Raw genomic sequence first — 21,083 nt, 5'->3', positions numbered from 1 at the left:
ATTTTTATCTGCAATTAAATCGTATACTGGTTTATAATAGTTGCTTTTCATACAAAATCTCCTAATTTATATTAGTATCATGATGAACAATGATTTTATCAGAGTTTAATAAAATTGTTGGCTTTCCTAAATCATTATCTTTTATTTGGTTATCGAAACGATTAAAATCGTTTTTACTTATTTTAGATGTACCATTTGTTGAACCATAGATTGTTAATGAGTCAAAACTAGTTATCTTACCAGATTGCTTTCCATCTGAAGTTAAATATGCTAAATGGTTTTTACTATCTTTTAATATAATTTGATATCCAAGTGACGATGCAGACAAACCATAAACTTTACCAGTAAATTTAACATTTTTTGCCATAAAATCATTTTCATTATATGAACTTAAGCTATTAGGATATTCAGAATTAAAGTCTTTATATTTAGAATAATTAAAGCTATCAGCTTCTTTTTTAATAGTCTTTGTCGATGTATTCTTAGAATTATTGGATGAACTATTGCTGTTATCATTAACAGAAACACCTATAATTCCAGTTAATATAAATGAAACGACCATAGTAACTAAAATTAATGTTTTATCACGTTTATAATTTTTAACCTTACCTTTTTTGTTTTTACTTCGTACAACAAAAAAAGCAATAATAGATCCAATAAATACATATGAAAGTATAGTACCTATAAACTCCATGTAAAAACCTCCTAATAAATTTATAATAATTATATCATTTTAAATAATAAAAAAGCAGGGCGTTTCCAATGCTCTGCTTTTTTACTAAATTTACTAAATATCTAAATTTACTAAAAATAAAGACCACTGAAATTAATCAGTAGTCTTTCTATATCTTTATTTTTCTGATTCTGAAACTAATTCTTCAGCTTTATCTGATAGTTTATTTAGATCCATGTCATTTAACATGTAACGTCCTGCTAATTCCTTAGCCAATTCTGACTTGGCTCTAAATACCCAAGTATGTGAATCTTGCATGTCTTTATCAACAACTTGAATGTAACAATCAGCAGCATGTTCTGTTTCTGTTACGGTTGATTTACGACCGCGTGATGCTCCAATAACAGCACCAACGCCACCGAATAGCATTCCACCAACTAATGCAGAACCAGCACGTCCTTTAGTTTGGACTGATTGGCTTATGTTTGGGTCAAATGAAACATTAAGGATGTAGTAACGAGCATCAGGCTTGGCAGATGTAGGAAAGTATACTTGCTTATCCTTGTTTAAGGCCATGTAGTGGACAATATGGTCTTTATTATCCGCACCGATTAGTTGATTAGTGCGTTTATCTAGAATGCTTACTTTGGTAAATAAGATATTTTCTCCATTATCGGCTTCTAGAAACTTCTTTTTATTGTGAACGTGAACCCAGATACTTATTGCAATGATTGCAATGACTAAAACAATAAATAACATTATACTATCTCCTTTTATATGTATTCATTATGATTATATCATTTATAACAATAAAACAGCAGGACATTTTAAAATGCCCTGCTGTTTTACTAAAGACTATTTACAACCTGTACAGCTTTTCCAAGTATCCTTGCATCAATATCATCCGTTAGTACTATTGGATTAAATTGATTGTTATCTGGTATCAAAATAACTGTCTTACCTTGATGTTTAACTCTTTTCAGAGTTGCCTCTCCATCGATAAGCACAGCAGCGATTTCTCCGTCTTCTACAGTTGGTTGTTCATGAATTAGAACCAATGAACCATTGTTGATAGTTGGTTTCATTGATTCTCCATCACAACGTAGATAAAAATTGTTACCAACAGGTAATGAAGATGAAGGAGCTGGCATGTATTCTTCGATGTTTTGTAATGCTGTGATAGGATCACCACAAGCAATATCACCAATAACAGGAACTTGAGTAATATCTTTAAACACTCTGATGTTTGAGTCATCTCCGTTTGGCTCAATTAATGCTGATTTTTGAACATTAAAATAATCGGCCATCATTTCAATCTTATCTATTCTAGGATAGACATGACCATTAAACCATCCAGAAAAAGTTGTTGGTTTGATATTTAAATCATCAGCAACTTTCTTTTGGCTCAAACCTCTTTCGTTTAAAAGACGGTGTAAATTGTCACTCATGGCTTCTTTATTACCAAGATTTGACATATTGATAACCACCTTTCTATATTATAATACGACCAATTAGTATTATTTTCAATACAAATATATAAAAAGCTACTATTTTTTAGTTGACACTACGACTTAGTCGTATTAATATAATATACATACCAAACAAAAGGAGGTAATAAATATGAAATTAACGCTAAAAGCACTAAGGGTTAATTATGGATTAACTCAAAGAGAAATGTCCAATATTGTTGGATGCTCAATAGAGTCTTGGCGTAACTATGAAAATGGTATCACAGTACCAAATAATAAAGTTGTAGAAAAGATCATTACTACATTTAAAGTAAATTACAATGATATTATTTTTTCTAGAAGACTACGACTAAACGGTAGTTTAACTTAATTATATTTGAAAAGAGGATTTAAAGATGGAAATTACTGCTTTTAATTATGATGGTAAGCAACTAAGAACAATCGATATTAATAATGAACCATTTTTTGTGGGAAAAGATGTTGCTACCATTTTAGGATATAAAAATACAAAAGATGCATTATCAAAGCATGTTCTTGATGAAGATAAAAGGGGGTCGCAAATTGCTACCCCTGGTGGAATACAAAATATGGTTGTAATTAACGAATATGGTTTTAACGACTTAGTATTATCAAGTCATCTTGATAAGGCTAAAGAAATAAAAAAATGGTTAACACATGAAGTTATGCCATCTATTAGGAGAACAGGTTCGTATAACGTACCAGAAACCCCAGAAGACAAATTAGTGTTAACCATGGAAGTTACAAATAGAACTGTAAAAAGAGTAGAAAGCATTGAAAAGGATGTTAACGATTTAAAAAATAATGTTTTACTTGATACTGGTTCATATGCAGTGATTGGAAGACTTGTTTCTAAAAGAGTTTATGAATATCTAGATGATAGGAGATATCCTCGAAATAAAAATAATGTTTCAATGTTGTTCAGTGATATTAATCACGGCATCAAGAGAATTGCTGGGGTTAGTGCAAGATCACAAATTAAAAATAAAGATTTTGAAAAAGTAATGCAATATATCTACGCATGGGAACCTTCAACTGCTACAAAAATGGAATTGATTAATAAGAAAGTAGAAGTATAGAAAAAGCAGCTTCTACTCTATATAGAAAACTGCTTTTTATACTATTTCTTATTTCTTCTAATTTTCTTTCTCAATTCAGCAAGAAAATGTCCAGCTTTAGACCTTTTCTTTTTTGAAAGCCTTGAATTGCGCAAATCCTTCCCTGCTTGACTAGCTTTAGAATTAGAAGATTTTTTCTTAGGCATTTAAACACCTCTTTCAACAGGAGATAAACAAATTATACAACTATAAATAATAAAAAGGAGAACATTAAATGAAAAATTACCAGGCAAATAAAGATTTACTAGAAATTCTAGAATCTCAAAAAATTAAAATTAAAAACTTAAAAGAAGAAGTGAAAATTCTTCAGAGAAAACTTGATCACAAATTGCTAAAGAAAGGATGATTAAACAATGACATCTGCAGAATGGCAGCTTTCAACGATGGAATTCATTTTGGGATGGCTGTTCGCTGTACCAACAACAATATTCGTTATGGAAAGAAAGGAGAAGTTTGCTGATGTTTTTAAATTCATTTATGAAATTTTGCATCTACTTAAAGAAGAAGCAATTAAAAAGTACAAAAAAAGCCGTTAATGCGTGGGGCATCAACGACCGATTTGTAATAACATCAAATGCTTTGATTAACTTCAATTCTACTGAAGATGGTCAAAGAATTCAAGATTTGTAATGGAGGAAATAAAATGCAAGAAATTAGTAATAACGTAACAGTAGACTATCAAGTAGGTAAATTGGAGTTAAAAAACTCAGAATTATTAAGAAATGCAGTAAGTGAAGTCGCAGATAAATATAAAGACTTAATTATCACTGACGATACTGTAAAAGAAGATAAAAAAACTAAAACAGAACTTAACGGTTTGTTAAAGCAACTAGAAGATAAGCGCAAAGAGTACAAGAAACAATACCAAATTCCACTTAAAGATTTTGAAAACTCTATTAAGGACATTGAAGCACCGTTAAATGATGCCATTAATAATCTAAAACTACAGTTGAATGATTACGATGAAAGATTAGTAAAGCAAAAAGAAGAACAAATCAGATCATTCATTGAAGAAGTTTGTAAAGAACATAAAGCAGATGCTAAGGACATCATTATTAATCCAAAATGGTTGAATAAATCAACTAGTAAAAAGACATGGCAAGATGAAGCGATTCAAGCAATTAAATTACAGGATGCTGAAATTAGCCGTTTTGAAATCGATGTGGCAAACGTCAAAGCGTTTGCTGAACAGCTTAATGTAAATCCGGATTCATATGTATATCAATTAAATATGGGGGCTTCATCGATTGAAGTTGTTCAAAGAATGCAAAAAGATGTTGAAAGAGCTAAGAAAAGACAAGAAGCTCTTGATGCTGAAACAAAAGCAATGAATGAAGCTAAAAAAGCACGAACTAAAGTTATCGATAATAAACGTATTGATACTGCAACGGGTGAAGTTGAAAAGTTAGAAACGTTTACCTTAACAGTTACAGGTAAACATGAAGACTTAATTAATCTAGCTAAATATATGCAGGAACATAATATTGATTTTAAATCAGCAGAATAGGAGTGATTAAAGTGGAATTTGTTGTTAAGGAAGATAAAGACAAGTTTGAATTGATGAAGAAGCTTGTTGATTTTCAAAAGAATGTCAAGCAACCAAAAAAGGACAAAAGCAATCCTTTTAGTAAAAGTAGCTATGCATCATTACAAAGTGTTCAGGAAACAGCTATAGAAGCTTTAGAACCATTAGGATTATCATTCTTTCAAGATTTTGGAATGAACAATGAAGGAAAAACATTATCTGTTCAAACTATTATTGTTTCAGATTTAGGGATGATTAAATTTAATCCAATTATTTTACCACTTGAAAAAATTACTGCTCAAGGAGTTGGATCGGCGTCAACTTATGCAAGACGTTATGCATTAACTACAAATTTAGCGATTGTCGCCGATGAAGATGACGACGGTAATAATGCATCAAACGTTTCAAAGAATGGATATAACAAGCAAAATAACGGATATCAAAAGCGTAATTATCAACAACAACCGAAAGCAATTCAAGCAACCGCTAAAAGAAATACTAGCCAATCAAAGACGTTAAATGAATCTGAAAAATTAATGGCTGAAGAAGTTAGATATAACAATAATGCAAAACAAGCTATCAATAAAATTGGTAAGCAAAATGCTCAACAAATATTTGTTAAAGCAAAGCAAATATACAAGATTGACGATATTAAAAAGTGTAGAGCAAATGATCTAGCCAACCTTAATAGTTATGTAGAAGCAGAAGTAAAAGGACAAATTACAAAGTTAGGAGCAATTACAAATGATTAACAGAACAATACTTACAGGAAGACTGACAAAGGATGCAGAACTTAGATATTCTCAATCAGGTAATGCAGTTGCTAACTTCACGTTAGCAGTTAATAGAGCTTTTACCAATCAACAAGGTGAGAGAGAAGCTGATTTTATCAACTGTGTTATTTGGCGTAAATCTGCTGAAAATTTTGCTAACTTCACCCGCAAAGGTTCTTTGGTTGGTATTGATGGACGTATTCAAACAAGAAATTATGAAAATCAACAAGGACAAAGAGTATATGTTACTGAAGTAGTTGTAGAAAATTTTGCATTGTTAGAACCAAGACAAGAAAATCATGTTCAACAATCACAACAAAATAATATGTCACCGTTTGGAAATCAAAGTGATCAAGTTAATATCACTGATGATGATTTGCCATTTTAGAAAGCAGGGATAACTAATGGATTATCAAGAATTTTCTAAAAAGTCAGGTCTTAATTATGGGCTTAACAGAATTAATGGCGTGATTTTTGTATCTTTTTTCGATAGTTATGGAAAGAAGGTATTTGAAATTAGCAATGAAAAAGGTACTACTATTTTTAAGCTATACGACTTTAGAAGTTCAAATGACATTAACGAATCATTAGTGATTGAATTTCTATCAAAAGAAAATCAAAACGATTGGTTTAGCTGTTACAAAGAGCCAAATCTAATTGAAGTATACGGAATTAAGTTAACTAGACAAGAAGCTGGAAGATTATATGAAAAATTAAGTGAGCAATTAAAAAAAGAGGTGTAATAAATGTTAAACATTGCTGTAAGCATCATTGTTCTAATCATATGTAGCATCTACTTCGGTTGGAATGCTAACTATATTTATCATGATCTAAAGAAGAGAAAGCGTGATAAGCATGGAAAGTAATGAAACAACACCAAAGTACTTTATTCAAGTACAAATGCAAACGTTAAAGAAATTAGGATTAACATCAACTGACAAATTGGTATATGGAACAATATATACAATGTTAAACGTTACTGGTAAGTGTTTCATGAGTAATGCTTCCATTGCTGAAAGTATCGAAATAAAACCAAAGACGGTTTCTAAATCAATTAGTAAATTATCTGAACTAGGTTTAATTAATGTAAAACTAATTTATAAAGAAGATTCAAAACAAATTGATAAAAGGTACATTACCCTATCCGATTATAGTAGAGGGGGTATGCTACGGAAATCGGATACCCTATCCTACCAGAGTAGCATACCTATGCTACAGAAATCGGAGGATAATAGATTACTTAATAAATCAATTAATAGATTAAATAATAATATGTCGAGTTCTAACGAACACGACCATAGTGACGCAAAAAAAGTAATTGCTTACTTGAATGATAAAGCAGACAAGCACTTCAGAAACACACAATCTAATTACAAAATAATAGAAGCTAGACTAAAAGATTATTCAATTGATGATCTAAAACAAGTTATCGATAACAAATGTGCATCATGGCTTAACACTGACATGGATAAATATTTGAGAATTGAAACATTGTTTAGAGCATCAAAAATTGATGGTTACCTAAATGAAAAAGTAGATACAAGAAATACAGGTGGTGAGGTACATGGAATCGACTTCTAACATGTTTAATGATTTTTTAAACAAGCATACAACGGTTACTGATGAAAAATGTTCAAAGCATCATGTTAATAAGATTATTTTCGACGTTTCAAAAGAACAACCATTTTGTCCTATATGCCAAAAAAACGAGCATGAAACGAAAGAAAAAGAGTTAACGATTAAATATACGAACCAGATTAAAAAAAGGCGCACAAGTAAAGTTTTAGCTAAAGACAGCATTATGACTGACAGTGATTTAAAAGATGCTACTTTTGATAATTTTGAAGTTACTAATGACGAACAAAAGAAAGCTTTGCATGTTGCTAAACAATCTGCTTATCAATACCTAAATAAAGATAATCAATTTAATACATTGCTTACTGGAGAACCTGGAAGAGGTAAATCTCACCTAGCTTTATCAATGTTAAAAGCAGTCAATAATACTTCAGAAAAGCCTCAATCATGTTTGTTTGTATCAGTTGACGAGTTATTTAGAAGAATCAAGGATAGCTTTAATTATTCTGATAACAAATATTCGGAAGGAAATATGGTTAGATTGCTCACTAATGTTGATTTACTTGTCTTAGATGACCTAGGCAGTGAGGCAAGTATGAATAGGGATAAGTCAGCTAGTGATTTCGTACAAAAGATTTTATTTGGAATCTTAAATGCAAGATCAAGAACAATCATCACTACTAATTTGAATGCTAAAGAGTTAGAAGCTATGTACAATCCAAAACTTGTATCAAGAATGGAAAAAGGTGTTCAAGGACACTTGATTAAATTTACAGAGAAAACATCAGACAAAAGATTGGTGGACTTTTAAATGTATAAATTAAAGATTTTAAAAAATAACAAATGGCATTGGTTTAAAGGCAACATCTACAAGATTTCATTAGTTGAAAGTGAAGAACAAGCGAGCATTTTCACGGAAGATGAAATGAGATGGTTCAAAGTTAATTATTTAGATAGTCCATATGATTTTGATTATGTAGTTTACGCATAAGGAGAACACAATGAAAAAAGAAGAACTAATTGAAAAAATCAAAGCTAACAATCGACTGCTAAATGCAGTTGTTCAAGAAATGTATCTAGATAATTCATTAGATATTAAAACAAGAGATTATTATGCATCTAACATAACTTCAGTTAGACAAAATGGTGATCAAATAATTCAAATTTTAGATGAAGAAGGAATAGCAGAATGAGAATATCAGATTTAGTTTATTGGCTTATAGTATCTGGAATTGCAATTGTATTTGTATCTATTGTTTGTAACTTAATCAAGGATGTAGCAGAGTACATCATCATTGCGTTATTCAACAACAAATACAATTACTATAAATTAACTCATGATGATAAAAAGAGTGGTGAGGATAATGACAAGTGAACATGATTACATCATTTCAACAATACAAAAGATAGAACACAAGTATGGTTCTATTGAAAATGCTCCGAGTGATGATCCTGATTTAATTGAACTTCAAAGTAGAGACATTCTTGGTAAAGAAGATGAAGAGGTATACAAGGAAAACGAACATGTCTATGCACATATTGGTGCTATAACACCTGCAAAAATTCAAAAAAAACACGGAACATTGAATGAATTGATTTCAATTGAAATTGCTAAAAATCCAGATATTAAGTCATCAGAAATTGCTAAAAATATTGGTTCAAAACGTTCTAGCGTGCTTACTTGTATAACTAGAGCTCAACTAAGGCATTCATATTATCAAGTGGTAGTTGATGACAAAGTATTAAGAGCATCAAAATTGAATGAACTAATGAATAGTGTAATTAAGATGGGATATGAAACTAGTCCGAAAAAGTTTAAGAAACAATTTGGTGTAGATAAGCACATATTTACTAGGGATGTATATGTAAAGGAGTGATTAATTTGGAAGAATCACAATTGAAACTTATTCAGGAACTAGAAGCAGAGTTTGGATCTATTTCTAATGTTAATGACAATAATATTAAACTAAATAAACTCAGAAAATCTTTTTTAAGCGAAAAAAGGAAAAAGAAATTTTCTAAAAGAATTATAGATGATGTTCATCAATATGAACTTAAACCAGAAATTAAAACAAATAATCAAATGGTATTTGATATTGCTGAAATGGTAGCTAATGGATATACGAACAATGAAATTGCAAACGCGATGAAACTAACTGAACCACAAGTAATTGCAATTGTTGCTAGGAATAATTTACGCATCAAACAATATGTATGGTCAGTTATTGACGGGAAAAAGATTACTGGGAAAACTCAAAAGGTTTTAAAAAATGCTATTCATAAAAAAACAAATATGAGTTTTAAAAAAATAGACGAATTACCTTATTATCAAGTTATTGCAACACGAAAGGTAGTTTTAGTTGGTGATGACTAATGCAAGAGACAGGATTTATTAAATCGTTTAATGATGATGAAATAACCATTAGGCTTAAAGATTTGTCTGAAAACCAACGTTATATGATCACAAATGCAATTGGCTCTCAGTCAACGATGTATTTTGATGATGGTAGGCATATAACTGTTGACCAAAGAAAAAAGATATTCGCTCTATTTAATGAAATAGCTGAATATCTTGGATATACACAAGTTAATGTTGAAGAGATACTTAAAATTAAGTTTTTAGAACAAATGGATAATCCAGTTTGGTTTAGTTTTAGTAATTGCTCAATTGAAATTGCTAAACAGTTTTTAGAATTTGAAATAACTTTCTGCATTCAAAATGAAATACCATTCAAAACAAAACTCATGGACGAGATACAACAGAGTTATGCATTACGATATCAACTTGTCATGCACAGAATATGTTTTGTATGTGGGAAATTACATGCTGAATTAGATCATGTGGATACTATTGGGTCAGGAAGAAATAGACGCCATGTAAATCAAATAGGATATGAAGCATGGACTCTTTGTCGCAATCATCATAATGAGAGACACAAAATTGGTGTTGAAACTTTTGCAACGAAATATCAAGTTAAACCTATCAAGCTAAATGAAGAAATAATAAACAAGTTAAATTTAGCAGACAAAGGGGCTATTAAAGATGAATGAAGAAGAAAGAAAAAAGAAAGCAATTGAATCAGTTCGAGAAATGAAGGAAACTGCAAAAATCATGGAAAGCGAAGAAATCTGTGTTGTTATTGCAGGCCTGATGATTGAGGTGTTAAGTCGAGGAGTTGACGAAGAAGATGCGCTGGCATGGACGAAAGATGCTGGAGTAAAAATATGGAAGAAAAGGTATGTAGATGATGAATAAGAAAACATTGATTTCAAACCTTGGATGGCGTATACACGAGATTGCAAATTATCAGGCCGTTAAACAATATGAATTAAAATGTGCAATTCTAGATGCTGAACCAGCAATATATTATGGGATGCTATCCATCCCTAAAAATAAATGGACGAAAGAAACTAAAGCCTTTATGGAAGCTTACGAAAGGACGTATAAATAATATGCTTACTTATGACCGAATTGATAGAGACGAATTAATAGCAAGAGCAAATGAATATTTACAAAATTACGAGCTTCAATACCAGTTGTCACAAAAGCAACCAGGAACCATTGGTAGTCCGGATAGTGATGGAATGCCAAAGGGCAGTAAGATTGATAATCCAGCAGAATCAAGTATTGTTGATCACATTGGCTCACAACAATATTGTGATTGTGTTGAACAAACCATTGATAACCTTAGGCCAGATATGAAAGCACTACTTTATAACAAATATATTAATATTGATAAGTTTAAAAGAGTACCTGAATGGGAAAAGCTTGGAATAAGTAAGGCCACCTATTATAAATATTTGAATGAGGCAAAATATTGGTTTGGTATATCATGCAGTTTAATTGAAATTCCTTTAAAATAGACAAAATTAAGACTAATTTAAACTGATTTAAGACCATAAAAAAACTGAAAAGACTATAATTGGTATAGTAAGAAAAATATATATAAGTGAGTAGCTTATAGCAGTTTTTCATCTCTTTAAAATCATTTGCTAATAACGGTTCGAATCCGTTATTAGTTTTTGCTACCACAATGGTAGCTTCCGGGGAAACTAGTGATATGTTGTTACTAGGTAAGTATGATTACATGACTAGCGTCATTCCAGGTTTGATTCCTGGATTACCAATTGCCTGTACCAATAACAGGCGGGTATCTTGAGAAAATACAACATTCTTTTAACCACAGAGATGTGGTTTTTTATATGGTGGAATGGAGTAATGAAACTCGTTTACTTATGTAAAAGATGATAGTTCAAACCTATCTTCCACAATTGCCATTAGGCAAAAAAATAATTTATTTATGATGAAATATGTATGCACAATCAATATGTGAAATCTTTCCGTTAATTTATAAACAACATCTGAATAAATTGTTATAGAGAACTATGATAACGATAGTTCTCTTTATTGTTCTATAGCCAAGTCGGTAAGGCAACGGGTTTTGATCCCGTGATGCACTGGTTCGAGTCCAGTTAGAACAATAACCTCCGCGGCTGCTGCATTAATCTTGCAGTATGGAGGCGATTTAATTGAATAAAGTACAGTTACAAAAAGGTGACTGCATTAAGCTAATGCATGAGTTACCCGATAAATCAGTTGATATGATACTCTGCGATCTACCGTATGGAATTACTAATCATAAATGGGATAGTATTATTCCTTATGATGATTTGTGGACAGAGTATGAACGTATTATCAAAGACAACGGAGCAATCGCATTGTTTGGCGCTGAACCATTTTCCACGAAATTGCGAATGAGTAACATGAAACTATATCGTTATGATTGGGTATGGTTGAAGTCTAGAGCTACGTTGTTCCAAATGTCGCATAAGAGACCGATGAATAAGCACGAATTGATTTCAGTTTTTTATAAACATTTACCTACATACAATCCACAAATGAGTAAAGGTAAACCATATAAGACAAATGGCAGAAGAGAAAGAAAGGCTAGTGGGTTTATAAGTAGCGGAATGGTTAATATACCACGTAACAATAAAGGAACACGTTATCCAACCACAATTCTTGATTTCCCTAATTCAAATGCTAAGAGATATCATCCAACTGAAAAGCCGATTAATATATTGAGTTACTTGATCAAAACATACACTAATGAAAACGAAGTTGTACTAGATAATTGTATGGGTTCGGGGTCAACTGGTGTAGCATGTGTTCGTAATAACCGTAAATTTATCGGGTTTGAATTGAATGGACATTATTTTGAAGTAGCACAGAAAAGAATTAACAATGAACTAGACAGTCTATAATGGCTGTCTTTTTTAATGCTTGTTTAGCTCAACTGGTAGAGCATATGTCTTGTAAACATAAGGTAGCAAGTTCAAGTCTTGCAACAAGCATAAAAATACATATAAGGGATGTGAGATAGTGATTGGTAAAATGAATAATCCAGAAGATGATTGGATTCAAAGCCTAGATGAAGCAGAATATATTAATGCTCATGCTAATGAAGTATTGTTTTATGTTCAAAGCAATATTAAAACTAAGAAGAAACGCATTAAAGTGTTACGTAAGGCGTTATATGATGAAAGTAAGAACGTTAAGGCTAAATAATGTAACACGTAACAATGTAACGTTACATAAGACTAGATGAAAGGAGAGTGTTATTAGGTGCTATGGCAGATTGGAAAGCAATTAAGAAAGATTATGAGTCAGGTATCGGATATAAGGACTTAGCATTGAAGTATGGTGTTAAAGCAACAACTATTAGAGTTCATCGTTCACGTGGTAAGTGGCAGGTTGATCCAGAGATTGCGAAGGAATTAGAAAAACAATCGGATAAGAATGATGTAACGGATGTAACGCATAAGCCTAAAAGTGTAATGGAAAAACGTAACGCTGTTACAAATAAGAACGTTACAGATAAAGTTACAAGCAATGAAACGCTTAATGATAAACAGAAGCGATTTGTTTTACTCTACTTGCAGTATTATAACGCGACAAAATCTTATCAAGAGTCGTTCGGATGTTCATATGAAACGGCTAGAACAAATGGTTCAGCATTGCTCGCAAAGACTAACGTAAAGCGATTATTGGAAGAATGTAAAGAAGAAATGGCTAATACAATGGTCGCAAATGCGCAAGATGTTATTAACGACATGCTTAAGTTAAGTCGTACTGATATATCTGATTATGTAACAATTGATATTCAAAAGGTTTATTCCAAAGGTCAGAAGAATGCCGATGGCACTAAACATTACTACTATACAGTTGATGTTATTCCAAAAGACTTCAATACAATAGATACTAGCGGTATTAAGTCGATTTCAAGCGGTAGGGATGGATTTAAGCTAGATATGTATGATAAGACTTCAATGCTTAAAGAACTGGTTAAAATCTTGCCAGAACAAAAGACAGATACTAAGTCCGATCCGCTTATTCAAGCAATTAGGAAATCTGTTAAAAATGGTAAAGATGAAATTGACGAAAGCGAGATTGAAGAATGATTAAATAAATATTAATTTATTTAATAAAAAATGATATCCTTAGATGAAGGATGTGATCATAATTAATTTAATAGATGTTTTAATAGATGGTTTAAAATATTTTATTCCTCCACTTTCTGTGGCTATTATTTCTGGTGTGTTCACTTATCGTGTTAACAAAAATACACAAAAATTCAAAAAAGAAATTAATGAATCCAATAAAATATTGACAAAAGAAATTAATGAATCTAATGAAAAATTGAAGGAAAAATTATTAAAAGATAGAATACAAGCTGATGTTACTGCTTTATCTAGAATAAAATGGATTGAAGAAGTAAGAAAAACTAGTGCTGATTATATATCTGCTTTAAATGGATATTATTTTCATCACGATAATGAAGAAAAGAAGGAGAATTTTATAGAATTTTCATATAGAATGAGACTTTATTTTTCAAATAATTTTAATGATAATATGTCAAATAAAAATGAAGAAGACGAAAAAAGAATTAGAAATTTAGTAATTGAAATTTTAGAAAAATCTACAGACGCTTTAAAAGGAAATGCTAATATTAATGATACTGTTTATGACATTCATAGTTTAAAAGAGATTATAGAAAATAAGGATGGAAATACTGGTAAAAGTCCTTTTATAAATAGAATGTTTGATGATAATCTTAGGATAATGTTGTCTGATGGTATTCTTGAAGAAAAGAATAAGAATAAAATGGTTGATACAACTATTGATGTTATATCAACATATTTAAAAATAGAATGGGATAGGGCTAAGAATAACGAGTAATATTTTTATTAGCATCTATTTATTGTTGTGTTTTAATATTATTCACGATAATTTTATTAATTTGTTCTTGTTTATTAATAATCCATGGGCATAAAATAATTTGTTAATTATTGCATTAAATAATAACCAGGGGAGTGATGATTTGAATTCTTTTTCAAATGAAATTATTATATTCTTGCTGTGGACAGCTTTAATGTCTATCGTTGTTTGTATTTTTACATTTTTCTTTATTCAGATATTGAAAACATATAACTATTTTGGAAATATTATTGTTAAAAAATATGAAATCGAAAATGAAATGAATAAAATGGAACCTTATAAGATTAGAAATATGATGAATGAATTACAGGTATTTAAATTCTCCTCTTTTTTGACTTATTTGATTTTATTGACTGGATTGGTATCGTTTTTGTTATCAGCTGTTGGGAAAAAATGGATTTATGATAATTTCTGGGGCATATTATTTATTTATTTATGTTTTGTACTCAGTTCAGGACTTTCATTGAAATATTATAATGATGCTGTTCTTTATTCAAAAGAATATTTTTATAAGAAATTTGATAGTAAAACGTTTAAACAAAAAAGTTAACATAGTAAAAAATAATATTAAAAAACCATAGGCTTAATGCTTGTGGTTTTTTAGTACATAAAATTAATTAAAAGGAAGTGATATCCATGGCAGTTGAATACACACCACCATCAGCTAAACAAATGTTTATCCTTAAGTGGTCGTTCGATCCAAAATGGAAAAATAAGAATGCATTTATTGCTGATGGTTCTATACGTACAGGTAAGACTATGTGGATGTCACAGGCTTTCATTTATTGGGCTATGAGCAACTTTGACGGTATGGACTTTATCATTGCCGGTAAAACAATTGCATCCCTTAAACGTAACGTTATTAAGCCACTAGAGAATTATTTACGTCCACGTGGTTATAACATCATTGAACGTCAAAGTGACAACAAGATGATTATTAATTATGGTGGAGTTACAAATACATTCTATTGGTTCGGTGGTAAAGATGAATCAAGTCAAGACCTTGTACAAGGGTTAACAGCAGCAGGATGTTACTTTGATGAAGTAGCACTAATGCCAGAGTCTTTTGTTAACCAAGCTACTGGACGTTGTTTATCAGTTGAAGGGCATAAATATTGGTTTAACTGTAATCCATCTAATCCTTATCACTGGTTTAAGCGTCACTGGATTGATGACTTGAAAAGTAAAAAAGCGATTAGATTGCGTTTTAACATGCATGACAATCCGATATTAACTCAACAGATGATAGATGATGCATCAGCGATGTACTCAGGAGCGTTCTATAAACGTTTTATTTTGGGTGAATGGGTATCCGCTGACGGACTTGTTTACAGTAACTTCGATGAAGAAACTATGATAAGGGATGTTCCAGATAATGTAAGCATTACGACATACATTGTTAGTGCCGATTATGGTATCTATCACCCAATGGTTTTTATACTTTGGGGAAAAGGTACTGATGGTATTTGGTACGCCTTAGACACTTATTATTACGATGGTGACGAACATCAACTACAGAAGACTGATGAACAATATGCTGATGACTTTGTACATTTTATGCACGGAATTAAACCACAAGGAATTATCATGGATCCGTCCGCTAGTTCAATGATTAAAGCGCTACAACTGAAAGGATATAAAGTTGTTAAAGCAAATAATGATGTTAATAACGGTATCCGTGTAACTCAAATGCGTATGGATGATGGTTCAATTAAGTTTACAAATAAGATGCAACCACTATTCAAAGAATTAAAAACATATTCATGGGATGCAAAAGCTGCAGAAAAAGGTAAAGACCAAGTAATTAAAAAGTTCGATCATGAGTGCGATGCTTTGAGGTATTTTTGCATGAAAGTATTAAGACCAAAAGAAGACAAAAGCAATGGAGTACAAATGTACAAAGACTTTTAAGGAGGTTAGAAATGGAAACTATCAACGGTAAGATTGTTAAGAATTTGCAAGATTATATTTTAACTGGCCAAACTTTCCAAAATGGTGCTAATAGTTTTGAAATGGCTAAAAATGATGACCAGATTGTTGCAGGTGGTGGAAATGTTTATATTGATGACAGTGATGTTTATCATACAACATTAACTAAAGAACAATTACTCGCTGACCCAAGCATTATTGAAAGTATTGCTAATTATCACGAAGAAAACATTGTTCCTAAATATCGTATTAAACGAGATTACTATAAAGGTCGTCATCACACGATTATGAACAAGCCATCAACACCGCTTGGCAAACCAGATAATCGTTTGATTGTTAATTTACCTAAAAAGTTAACTGATACATTCAATGGTTTCTTTATAGGTGATCCAATTCAAATTAGGTACGTTGATAACACAAATCAAGATGAATCTGATAAGACCAACGAAGAAATTTCAAATTGGATGAATGATGTTAACTTCACAGATAAAGCTAGTGAATATGCTAAGACAGCTGATATTTATGGTAGAGCATACTTTAGAGCATTTGATACTGCCGATTCAATTGATATTGCCGTATTAAGTCCTAGAGACACATTGATTGTCTACGACAACACACCATTAAATAACCCAGTAATTGCTATTAATTATTCAACTAATGGTATTAGCAATGATGTGTGGGTTATGGATGATAAAGCTGATTATCATTTTAGTGATGTAAATGGTAAATTTTCTATGGTAAACATTCAAGAAACTGAAGAAGGACAACCAAACATTCTTAATCAAGAGAACATTCATTCATTTGAAGGCTTCCCAGTGTTTGAATTACCAGAAAACGATGAACGTGTTGGTATCTTTGACAACGTCTTAAGTTTGATTGATGCTGCTGATGAAATCTTATCTAGCAAAGCAAACGACATCAATTCAATATCAAACGGTATCTTAGTTGTAACAGGAGCAAAACTTACTGATGACCAAATTACAAACGTTAAGACAATGCACGTATTAAATTTATTCAAAGATGAATCTGATGCATTATCTGATGACAAACAAGAAACACCTAATGCTTATTATGTAACGCCAGACATTAATGACGACATGCAAGAACATATGCTTGACAGAACAATCGAACAAGTATATCAAAATGCTCAAGTTGTTAATATGAACGATAGCAAGTTTGGTCAATCTGCTAGTGCTATTAGTGGTATTGCATTGAAACAACGTTATCAAGATATGATGAGTAAAGCAGAAACAAAGGCATCAAAGATGGATAGTAGTTTAAGAGCTTTATTTAGTTGCTTGTTTAGTAAATTAAAGGTTGATGCTAATGTACAAAACATTGAGTTTAATCATAAACAATCAATTCCAAAGAATGTTCTTGAAGAAGCTCAAACCGTCCAAGCATTAGACGGACAGGTAACAAATGAAACTAAATTATCAGCATTATCATTAGTAAAAGATACCCATGCTGAAGTTCAGAACTGGATGAACGAACAAGAACAAGGAGTTCAAAACGTAAAAGATATTGTAAATAATGCGATTACTAATGCAGGTTCTGATAACAACGGTGGTGATAGTGATGATAACTCAAACAACAGTGAAGAAACGGATTAATCAGTTAGTTGATCAAGATAATTCGGACGGAAAACATTTTGATGCATATTATGATGCTGCATTGTTGTTCATTCGTGACCACTTAACACAGTTCTATAATCATTATGCTAAAGAGAATAATCTAAGCATTGCTGAGACACGTTCTATGGTTGATAAATGGGGTATTAATCAATGGAAACAAGCTATCTTGCAGTGTAACGCGTCTAACTGGGGCAATAATGCCACTGATAGAGTTAAAGCTTACACCGCATTAGCATATCAACGAAGATATCAGTTAATGTTTGCATTAATTGGATTAGGTATTGTCGATATGACTGCTAAAATTGAAAAATTCACACAACAGAATTTAATTTCTGATATTTCAAGTCAAACAAAGTGGTTGCATAGCACAATGAATCTAAATTTTAATCAAGGTAATGTTCAAACCATTGTTAATAATAGTGAGAACTCATCAATTTGGTCTGATAGATTATGGATTAATGCTGATGACCTCGCTAGTGATGTTCAGAAATTAGTTAGTAAACATTTAAGGCATGGGATGACTTTAGATGATTTAAATCAAACGTTGTCCAAGCATGTTAATACAAAACAATTTAAACCAAATCAGAATATATCTGACAGGATTAGCATTGCTGAATTTAATGCACGTAGATTAGTGCAGACAGAAAGTTCACGAGTAGTCAATCAAGTCAATTTAGCAACGTTTAAACAATTAGGTGGTAAACAAGTTGATGTTGTTAATCAACCAGGAGCATGTAGCAAGTGTGCAAGTATTGCAGACAATGGACCATATGATATTTCCGATTGTCCTGACATTCCTGGCGATACGCATCCATTTTGTAGATGTTTCTATGTAATGGTTAATCTTTTAAATAAAGTATCAAGTTAAGTCTTAACACTCGTTAAGGCTTTTTATTTTGCTCAATTTTTATGACCAAGCATTGAAGTCGTTAAAAGCTATGGATAGGTGCAAGCATTGATCCACCATTAAAAGCTATGGAAAGGAGTTTTTATTATGTTAAATAAGCATATTTTACCTATGCGACTACAATTCTTTGCTGACGAAGGAGGAGAAGGAACAGATAATACTGAGCCTAAAGAAATCCCGGCAGAATACAACGACCTTGTTAATTCAATTGTTAAGAAATCAAATGCCAAGTATTTAAAGCAAATTGATTCCTTGAATGCAACCATTGATTCTAATAAAGAACAAGTTAATTCATTGTCTGCAGAAGTTGAAAAACTAAAGACAAGTGGTATGGGGGATGATGAAAAGCAATCATACCAAATGAAGAAACTTCAAGATGAATTAAATGGTTTGAAAGAAAAGAACAAGTCCTTAAATTCTGAATTGATTACAGGGCAAATTAGAAACAAGGTTTTAAAGCGTTCTAATGAAGATAAATTGAACCTAACTGATGATCAACTTTCATTAATTGTTTCTGATAACGAAGATGAAACATTTAAGAAATATGACCAATTGAAGTCAATCGTTGACGCGTCAATTAGCTCAATCAAACAACAGGTTAAAGTTCCTAATACCACAAGTCACTTAGATGACAGTCAAAAGACAAAAGAACTTGTGGACACTTTTAAAGGCTCAAAGTTTAGTTTGAAAGATATTAAATAATTAGGAGGCATATATTATGCAATTTAGAGACATTTTAAGTCCAGATGACGCAATCCTTGTTAAAGAAGATCAAGCGGTTGCATTTACCGTTGCTGTTGATGACCCATCTGCTCAAGCAGACACTGATGGCAATAAATTTATTGAAGCAGGTACATGGTTAGCTGCATCTACAGATGTATTACTTGGCGACCGTAAGCAAGTTATGACACCAACTACTGATGCAAACAAAGCTCAAGGTGTTCTATTACACCGTGCAAACGTAAATAACGGTCAAGTAGACGGTGCTTTAGTTATTGCAGGTGTTATTAACCGCGCGATGATTGAAACTGCCACAAAGGCAAAATACTACAGTGACGACCAAGTACACAACTTAGTTAAGTCATTACCAAAAATTACTGTAATCGATAGATAGGAGAGATATAAATGCCAACAGAACTACAAAACATTGCAAGTCCACAAGCAGTTGCTGCTGTATGGAACACAAATGTAAACGAACAACCAACTTACCTATACCAAGTACTTCTAGATGATGAAGTTGTTAACGGTACTGCTGTTAACGTTGTATTTGGTAAAGATCAAGGTCTATCAGTACTAGATATGGTTACTGAAGACGCCAGTTCAACTAGAATGAAGAATCAAGGATTCCGTGAAGCTACTTACAAGCTAAACCAATTCAAGAAACACATGCTAGTTGATGAACGTACAAGACGTGCAGTTAATGATGCATTAGCTCGTGCAACTTCACAATACGAACAACAAGCAGTCGTGCGTACACAATTACAAGACGCACTTAAGTTATTTAACAATGCAAGTGTTACTCGTGAATACCTATTTACTGAAGGTCTAGTAAATGGAAAGATTGACTTCAGTAAGTATCCAAATGCATCATCAAATGAAATTGTTGATTTCTTCTACGATGATGAACAATTTACTACTGTTGATAAGGACTGGGGAACAAAAGATTCAACTCCAACAGATGATGTAAATGTATTTACTCAAAAATTAAGTAACAAATTAGGTGTTGGATTTAACACTGCAATCATGAACCAAATGACTTACAACAAGTTAATTCATTCAGGACAAATTGTTAATACTTTGGGTGTTGGAGTTGGTTCTAATAACATTGCTTTATCAAATGCTCAAGCAGAATCAATCTTCAAAGATGCAACTGGATTAGACATCATGGTTTACGACAAATCAGTTGGTGGTAAGAAATTCATTCCAGATGGCAAGGTTGTACTTGTACCTTCTGCAAAGATTGGTTCAATGGCTCACACTGAAACTCAAGAACAAATGGGATTATCAGGTAATGCAGGCTACGACGTAGCAACAACTACTGACGGTATTACTGTTGCAACATCTGTAATTGATGACCCAGTTGGTGTTAAGTACCAAGTTTCAGAAGTATTCCTACCATTAATCAAGGCATCAAACAACGTTGGTGTTATGACTGTTTTAACTGGTAACAATAATGGTGCTAA

General features: G+C 31.8%; 34 protein-coding genes and 2 tRNA genes. 32 read left to right on the top strand and 4 right to left on the bottom strand.

The window, feature by feature from the left end; genetic code table 11:
- Nucleotides 1–61 precede the first annotated feature (61 nt).
- The 3 genes from OEZ61_RS07000 to OEZ61_RS06990 form a co-directional block, all read right to left on the bottom strand.
- Entirely contained in the window at nt 62–694 is a 633-nt protein-coding gene (locus OEZ61_RS07000; RefSeq protein ID WP_290047244.1) for a hypothetical protein, read from the bottom strand.
- A gap of 156 nt (nt 695–850) precedes the next feature.
- Nucleotides 851–1,432 (bottom strand): hypothetical protein, encoded by a 582-nt coding sequence (locus OEZ61_RS06995; RefSeq protein ID WP_290047243.1) that lies wholly within the window; start codon nt 1,430–1,432, stop codon nt 851–853.
- An 89-nt stretch (nt 1,433–1,521) separates the two neighbouring features.
- A complete protein-coding gene (locus OEZ61_RS06990; protein WP_263527819.1) occupies nt 1,522–2,148 on the bottom strand; it encodes an XRE family transcriptional regulator in 627 nt (208 codons plus the stop codon).
- A 145-nt stretch (nt 2,149–2,293) separates the two neighbouring features.
- On the opposite strand from OEZ61_RS06990, the gene OEZ61_RS06985 reads away from it, so the two are divergent.
- The gene (locus OEZ61_RS06985) at nt 2,294–2,512 is read left to right on the top strand and encodes a helix-turn-helix transcriptional regulator (protein WP_290047242.1); all 219 of its coding nucleotides are present in this window, start codon (nt 2,294–2,296) and stop codon (nt 2,510–2,512) included.
- Between the two features lie 25 nt (nt 2,513–2,537).
- Entirely contained in the window at nt 2,538–3,239 is a 702-nt protein-coding gene (locus tag OEZ61_RS06980; RefSeq protein ID WP_290047241.1) for a BRO family protein, read from the top strand.
- 41 nt (nt 3,240–3,280) lie between these two features.
- Here OEZ61_RS06980 and OEZ61_RS06975 read toward each other — a convergent pair whose 3' ends face one another.
- Complete coding sequence (locus tag OEZ61_RS06975; protein WP_290047240.1) at nt 3,281–3,424, bottom strand: hypothetical protein; 144 nt, start codon at nt 3,422–3,424, stop codon at nt 3,281–3,283.
- Nucleotides 3,425–3,492: 68 nt separating this feature from the next.
- On the opposite strand from OEZ61_RS06975, the gene OEZ61_RS06970 reads away from it, so the two are divergent.
- The 30 genes from OEZ61_RS06970 to OEZ61_RS06825 all read left to right on the top strand — a co-directional run.
- Nucleotides 3,493–3,624: a hypothetical protein gene (locus tag OEZ61_RS06970; protein WP_290047239.1), complete on the top strand. Its 132-nt coding sequence runs from the start codon at nt 3,493–3,495 to the stop codon at nt 3,622–3,624.
- 113 nt (nt 3,625–3,737) lie between these two features.
- The gene (locus OEZ61_RS06965; protein WP_290047238.1) at nt 3,738–3,908 is read left to right on the top strand and encodes a hypothetical protein; all 171 of its coding nucleotides are present in this window, start codon (nt 3,738–3,740) and stop codon (nt 3,906–3,908) included.
- A gap of 13 nt (nt 3,909–3,921) precedes the next feature.
- The gene (locus tag OEZ61_RS06960; RefSeq protein ID WP_290047237.1) at nt 3,922–4,785 is read left to right on the top strand and encodes a DUF1351 domain-containing protein; all 864 of its coding nucleotides are present in this window, start codon (nt 3,922–3,924) and stop codon (nt 4,783–4,785) included.
- An 11-nt stretch (nt 4,786–4,796) separates the two neighbouring features.
- Nucleotides 4,797–5,555, top strand: coding sequence for an ERF family protein (locus OEZ61_RS06955; protein ID WP_290047236.1), 759 nt, complete (start codon nt 4,797–4,799; stop codon nt 5,553–5,555).
- Nucleotides 5,548–5,964 (top strand): single-stranded DNA-binding protein, encoded by a 417-nt coding sequence (gene ssb / locus OEZ61_RS06950; protein WP_290047235.1) that lies wholly within the window; start codon nt 5,548–5,550, stop codon nt 5,962–5,964. Before OEZ61_RS06955 ends, ssb begins: the two co-directional genes overlap by 8 nt.
- A 16-nt stretch (nt 5,965–5,980) precedes the next feature.
- Complete coding sequence (locus tag OEZ61_RS06945) at nt 5,981–6,319, top strand: hypothetical protein (RefSeq protein WP_290047234.1); 339 nt, start codon at nt 5,981–5,983, stop codon at nt 6,317–6,319.
- Nucleotides 6,320–6,431: 112 nt separating this feature from the next.
- A complete protein-coding gene (locus OEZ61_RS06940) occupies nt 6,432–7,157 on the top strand; it encodes a conserved phage C-terminal domain-containing protein (protein WP_290047233.1) in 726 nt (241 codons plus the stop codon).
- Entirely contained in the window at nt 7,141–7,962 is an 822-nt protein-coding gene (locus tag OEZ61_RS06935) for an ATP-binding protein (protein WP_290047232.1), read from the top strand. Before OEZ61_RS06940 ends, OEZ61_RS06935 begins: the two co-directional genes overlap by 17 nt.
- Complete coding sequence (locus OEZ61_RS06930) at nt 7,963–8,142, top strand: hypothetical protein (protein WP_290047231.1); 180 nt, start codon at nt 7,963–7,965, stop codon at nt 8,140–8,142.
- Nucleotides 8,143–8,152: 10 nt separating this feature from the next.
- Nucleotides 8,153–8,344 carry a hypothetical protein gene (locus OEZ61_RS06925; RefSeq protein ID WP_160184528.1) on the top strand — a complete coding sequence of 64 codons (192 nt, stop codon included), beginning with the start codon at nt 8,153–8,155 and terminating at the stop codon, nt 8,342–8,344.
- A gap of 171 nt (nt 8,345–8,515) precedes the next feature.
- On the top strand, nt 8,516–9,028 hold the full coding sequence (locus OEZ61_RS06920; protein WP_290047230.1) for a hypothetical protein: 513 nt from the start codon (nt 8,516–8,518) through the stop codon (nt 9,026–9,028).
- 5 nt (nt 9,029–9,033) lie between these two features.
- The gene (locus OEZ61_RS06915; protein ID WP_053795574.1) at nt 9,034–9,525 is read left to right on the top strand and encodes a hypothetical protein; all 492 of its coding nucleotides are present in this window, start codon (nt 9,034–9,036) and stop codon (nt 9,523–9,525) included.
- Nucleotides 9,525–10,202: a putative HNHc nuclease gene (locus OEZ61_RS06910; RefSeq protein WP_290047229.1), complete on the top strand. Its 678-nt coding sequence runs from the start codon at nt 9,525–9,527 to the stop codon at nt 10,200–10,202. Before OEZ61_RS06915 ends, OEZ61_RS06910 begins: the two co-directional genes overlap by 1 nt.
- Nucleotides 10,195–10,407 carry a hypothetical protein gene (locus tag OEZ61_RS06905; RefSeq protein WP_290047228.1) on the top strand — a complete coding sequence of 71 codons (213 nt, stop codon included), beginning with the start codon at nt 10,195–10,197 and terminating at the stop codon, nt 10,405–10,407. Before OEZ61_RS06910 ends, OEZ61_RS06905 begins: the two co-directional genes overlap by 8 nt.
- Nucleotides 10,400–10,603 carry a hypothetical protein gene (locus tag OEZ61_RS06900; RefSeq protein WP_290047227.1) on the top strand — a complete coding sequence of 68 codons (204 nt, stop codon included), beginning with the start codon at nt 10,400–10,402 and terminating at the stop codon, nt 10,601–10,603. The genes OEZ61_RS06905 and OEZ61_RS06900 overlap by 8 nt, the downstream gene beginning before the upstream one ends.
- Before the next feature lies 1 nt (nt 10,604).
- Nucleotides 10,605–11,015 (top strand): hypothetical protein, encoded by a 411-nt coding sequence (locus OEZ61_RS06895; protein WP_248597393.1) that lies wholly within the window; start codon nt 10,605–10,607, stop codon nt 11,013–11,015.
- A gap of 170 nt (nt 11,016–11,185) precedes the next feature.
- On the top strand, nt 11,186–11,311 hold the full coding sequence (locus OEZ61_RS06890) for a hypothetical protein (protein WP_290047226.1): 126 nt from the start codon (nt 11,186–11,188) through the stop codon (nt 11,309–11,311).
- 249 nt (nt 11,312–11,560) lie between these two features.
- Nucleotides 11,561–11,633: transfer RNA gene (locus OEZ61_RS06885), tRNA-Gln, on the top strand.
- A 90-nt stretch (nt 11,634–11,723) separates the two neighbouring features.
- Nucleotides 11,724–12,416, top strand: coding sequence for a site-specific DNA-methyltransferase (locus OEZ61_RS06880; protein ID WP_290047245.1), 693 nt, complete (start codon nt 11,724–11,726; stop codon nt 12,414–12,416).
- A gap of 17 nt (nt 12,417–12,433) precedes the next feature.
- A tRNA-Thr gene (locus OEZ61_RS06875) sits at nt 12,434–12,506 on the top strand.
- Nucleotides 12,507–12,546: 40 nt separating this feature from the next.
- Complete coding sequence (locus tag OEZ61_RS06870) at nt 12,547–12,720, top strand: hypothetical protein (RefSeq protein WP_290047225.1); 174 nt, start codon at nt 12,547–12,549, stop codon at nt 12,718–12,720.
- 62 nt (nt 12,721–12,782) lie between these two features.
- Nucleotides 12,783–13,613, top strand: coding sequence for a terminase small subunit (locus tag OEZ61_RS06865; protein ID WP_290047224.1), 831 nt, complete (start codon nt 12,783–12,785; stop codon nt 13,611–13,613).
- A 43-nt stretch (nt 13,614–13,656) separates the two neighbouring features.
- On the top strand, nt 13,657–14,391 hold the full coding sequence (locus tag OEZ61_RS06860; RefSeq protein ID WP_290047223.1) for a hypothetical protein: 735 nt from the start codon (nt 13,657–13,659) through the stop codon (nt 14,389–14,391).
- 142 nt (nt 14,392–14,533) lie between these two features.
- Nucleotides 14,534–14,980: a hypothetical protein gene (locus tag OEZ61_RS06855; protein WP_290047222.1), complete on the top strand. Its 447-nt coding sequence runs from the start codon at nt 14,534–14,536 to the stop codon at nt 14,978–14,980.
- A gap of 86 nt (nt 14,981–15,066) precedes the next feature.
- A complete protein-coding gene (locus OEZ61_RS06850) occupies nt 15,067–16,341 on the top strand; it encodes a PBSX family phage terminase large subunit (protein ID WP_290047221.1) in 1,275 nt (424 codons plus the stop codon).
- Nucleotides 16,342–16,352: 11 nt separating this feature from the next.
- Nucleotides 16,353–17,972 carry a phage portal protein gene (locus OEZ61_RS06845; protein ID WP_290047220.1) on the top strand — a complete coding sequence of 540 codons (1,620 nt, stop codon included), beginning with the start codon at nt 16,353–16,355 and terminating at the stop codon, nt 17,970–17,972.
- On the top strand, nt 17,938–18,861 hold the full coding sequence (locus OEZ61_RS06840) for a hypothetical protein (protein ID WP_290047219.1): 924 nt from the start codon (nt 17,938–17,940) through the stop codon (nt 18,859–18,861). The genes OEZ61_RS06845 and OEZ61_RS06840 overlap by 35 nt, the downstream gene beginning before the upstream one ends.
- A 126-nt stretch (nt 18,862–18,987) precedes the next feature.
- Nucleotides 18,988–19,602 carry a DUF4355 domain-containing protein gene (locus OEZ61_RS06835; protein ID WP_290047218.1) on the top strand — a complete coding sequence of 205 codons (615 nt, stop codon included), beginning with the start codon at nt 18,988–18,990 and terminating at the stop codon, nt 19,600–19,602.
- A 16-nt stretch (nt 19,603–19,618) separates the two neighbouring features.
- Nucleotides 19,619–20,014: a hypothetical protein gene (locus OEZ61_RS06830; protein ID WP_290047217.1), complete on the top strand. Its 396-nt coding sequence runs from the start codon at nt 19,619–19,621 to the stop codon at nt 20,012–20,014.
- An 11-nt stretch (nt 20,015–20,025) separates the two neighbouring features.
- Nucleotides 20,026–21,083: major capsid protein (locus OEZ61_RS06825; protein ID WP_290047216.1), on the top strand; the 1,058-nt coding region annotated here is incomplete at its 3' end.

The organism is Apilactobacillus sp. EABW-1NA (genome assembly GCF_030398685.1).
Lineage (GTDB): Bacteria > Bacillota > Bacilli > Lactobacillales > Lactobacillaceae > Apilactobacillus > Apilactobacillus waqarii.
The sequence above is the reverse complement of the archived record's forward strand: the minus strand, read 5'-3'. Positions and strand labels throughout refer to the sequence as shown.